The following is a 2,702-nucleotide window of genomic DNA, read 5'->3' as shown; positions in this document are numbered from 1 at the left end:
ATCCGGAAAAAATACGGGTTTAAATCGTTGATACACGCTTCTTCTTTACTAGATGGCGCGACGGCTATGTCAAGATCAGGACTTGTGGCTGGGCATGCAGGCGGCAACGTGGGGGTGAGTTCATGAGCAAAAGAACAAGGAAAGAATTTATCGATTATAACGAATACCGTGATCGAGGAATGGCCTATAAATGGGATACTGCTTTTGCGATTGGGGAACTGCAGCAAGGTATCAATGAGTCTTCAGCTGAGTCAAAGCGAAATCTTCAGCGATTGCCGCAGCAAACAATAGAAGAGATTGAATATCTTTTAGATCAAGCATTAAAATACAATAAGCTGGTAGATATTCAATTAAATAGCTTAGATCAGTTTGGCCGAGTAAAACCACACGTGAGAGGAGCCTTTGGTGGCTTCCTAGACATGGACACGGTGAAGATCGATGGGCATTGCATTGATTATGGAGAAATACGACATATATCCGCTGTAGATTTTGTAAAGTGGTCTGATATGGACAAGGCAGAAGATCCTTTCAGTGGTATTGAGGTACCAAAAGAAATTGATGAATTTTGTGATGCTTATTTCAATGACGGAGAATTTATGGAATAACGTGTGGGACTATGCTATTCTACAACTAGCGGAGCTTTCCGCCACATCGAGAAGAAGGAGCTGGCAGATTGAGTGCTAGCTTCTTTTCTTTTATTAAACTCTTATTTAATTATTAATTGTTAATAACATTTAATAAAGTGTTATTAACAACGCTATAAAATGCTGTTCTCAAGGTGGTTTTGGCTAAATCTAGCCCAGTATTAAGTATTAAGTATTAAATGTTATTAATGATAAACAAAGTGTGAATAACATTGTTTTACTATTATTGAGAAAGCGTTAAGTGTTAATTGAAAAATGTAACACTTAACGCTTTACATTTAACACATAACATTGTATTATATGTTTAAGAGATTAATACGTCGTAAGGAGGACTTGAATTTTGTCAAATTTTGAATTGATCGCAACAGAAGAACTAAAGAATCATCTATTTTTTGAAAAGGAAAGATATGCTAGAACTATTACTTTAGGAAATCTTAAGGGCGGTGTTGGTAAAACAACAAATGCTGTACTAGTTGCATTTCAAGCAGCTATGCAAGGGATTAAAACGTTACTAATCGATTTAGATACGTCAGAAGATGCTACAGATCTCATTTTTACAACCATGATTAACGTTTTAGATAAAGAGCCCAACTATGAGACTACATTGTATAAAGCAATGGAAGAAAATTTACCAGCAAAAGAAGTTATAATAGATGTGATGGATAACTTAGATTTCATTCCATCAAATGAAGATTTTCAAAACTATGGTAAATTGCTAGATGATCGATGCAACAGTCAAAAAGAAAAGGATTTTTACTTAGATAATTATTTGGAATCTATAAAGTCAGAATATGATCTAATTATTTTGGATGTTCCACCGTCAATAAATATTTACACTGATAGCGCATTAGTAACTAGTGATTATGTAGTTGTTGTTTTACAAACACAAAGAAAAGCGTTTAGAAAGTCCAAAAAATTTATTGAGTACATATCTAAATTAAGAGAAACATATGAACTAGGGTTTGTTACATTAGGTGTTCTAGAAGTATTGCTGAAAGCTGATTCTGAATATGATGAACAAGTGATTTATCAAGCGGAAGAATATTTTGGACAAGAGAACATTTTCAACGATCAAATTAAAGATATGAGAAGAATTAAACGGTTTGATTGGTCTGGAATTACTTCAGAAAAACGTGATCCTCATGATAATCAAGTTCACCGATTATATGGCCGAGTATTGAATGACATGCTAAACAGAATTTACAGATTGGAGAGTGAAGCTTAATGGCAAAAGATATTTTTTCGAAACCGGATGGCGCAGGAACAAAACCTAAAACTTCAGGTTCAGGAGATTATTTAGGGAATAAAAAACAACCGTTAAAAAATATGGTATTGAACTCAACTAAAGAAAAAGTGACTGCAACAGGGTTAAATATAAGAGTCTCAACGCCATTACATGGACTTGTAAAAGCAATGTCGATGGTGGAGTCTGTTCCAGATAATGAAATGTATTCGGTAGTTGGCGCAAGTGTTTTTCACTATCTTGAGTCGTTGGACAAATCAACACAAAAAGAAGTATGGGAAAAAATGCAAAATTTAATCGATGCAGGTGTATTAAAATTATAATTTTTTGTAACACTTAACATTTAACACATAACATTTAATCGAGTTTTGTAAGGGAGATTCTTGACATGTAATTGCGGTTACAGAAGAGTTTCCCTTATTATATTTAACATTTTATTGTTAACACTTAATTATTAACATTTAACAAACGTTGATAGATAAGGAATAGGGTTACATTTATTGTTTACAAATCTTTTTTTTTTTCGTATGATAAAATCATCATTGAATAATCAAGAAAAAAAAAGAGACAAAAGAAATTCGGGTTGCACCCCTAATTTTCTGTTGCCTTTGAGATAATCGTCTCGATTTTTAGTCATAAGGTATTGGACGTACACTTATGAATCATGATGTTCAAACTAGTATTTTTCTAAAATATTGAAGTGTCTAAAAAGTGTTTAAAAAGTGTCTGAACTATTGATCTATATTGCTATTTGCTTTTAAGAAAGTATAGCAAATTTTGCGAAAAAATTCAATAGTTTAAGGCTTATTTCCTAT

Annotated in this window: 3 protein-coding genes; all 3 read left to right on the top strand. The window is 33.0% G+C overall.

The annotated features are described in order from the left end of the window. Positions 1–122: 122 nt before the first annotated feature. The 3 genes from C240_RS03715 to C240_RS03705 all read left to right on the top strand — a co-directional run bounded on the left by C240_RS03715 (position 123) and on the right by C240_RS03705 (position 2,210). Positions 123–605, top strand: coding sequence for a hypothetical protein (locus C240_RS03715; protein WP_271491148.1), 483 nt, complete (start codon positions 123–125; stop codon positions 603–605). Between the two features lie 379 nt (positions 606–984). Beyond that, the gene (locus C240_RS03710; protein WP_271491145.1) at positions 985–1,869 is read left to right on the top strand and encodes an AAA family ATPase; all 885 of its coding nucleotides are present in this window, start codon (positions 985–987) and stop codon (positions 1,867–1,869) included. Next, entirely contained in the window at positions 1,869–2,210 is a 342-nt protein-coding gene (locus C240_RS03705; RefSeq protein WP_271491142.1) for a hypothetical protein, read from the top strand. The genes C240_RS03710 and C240_RS03705 overlap by 1 nt, the downstream gene beginning before the upstream one ends. Positions 2,211–2,702 lie beyond the last annotated feature (492 nt).

It is taken from the genome of Enterococcus sp. 5H, assembly GCF_028128615.1.
Lineage (GTDB): Bacteria > Bacillota > Bacilli > Lactobacillales > Enterococcaceae > Enterococcus_L.
Note: the sequence above shows the minus strand (reverse complement) of the source record. Positions and strands in the feature narration are given on the sequence as shown.

Coding starts and splice junctions, on each gene's coding strand:
- C240_RS03715 (WP_271491148.1), top strand. CDS start 123: ATGAGCAAAAGAACAAGGAAAGAATTTATCGATTATAACGAATACCGT.
- C240_RS03705 (WP_271491142.1), top strand. CDS start 1,869: ATGGCAAAAGATATTTTTTCGAAACCGGATGGCGCAGGAACAAAACCT.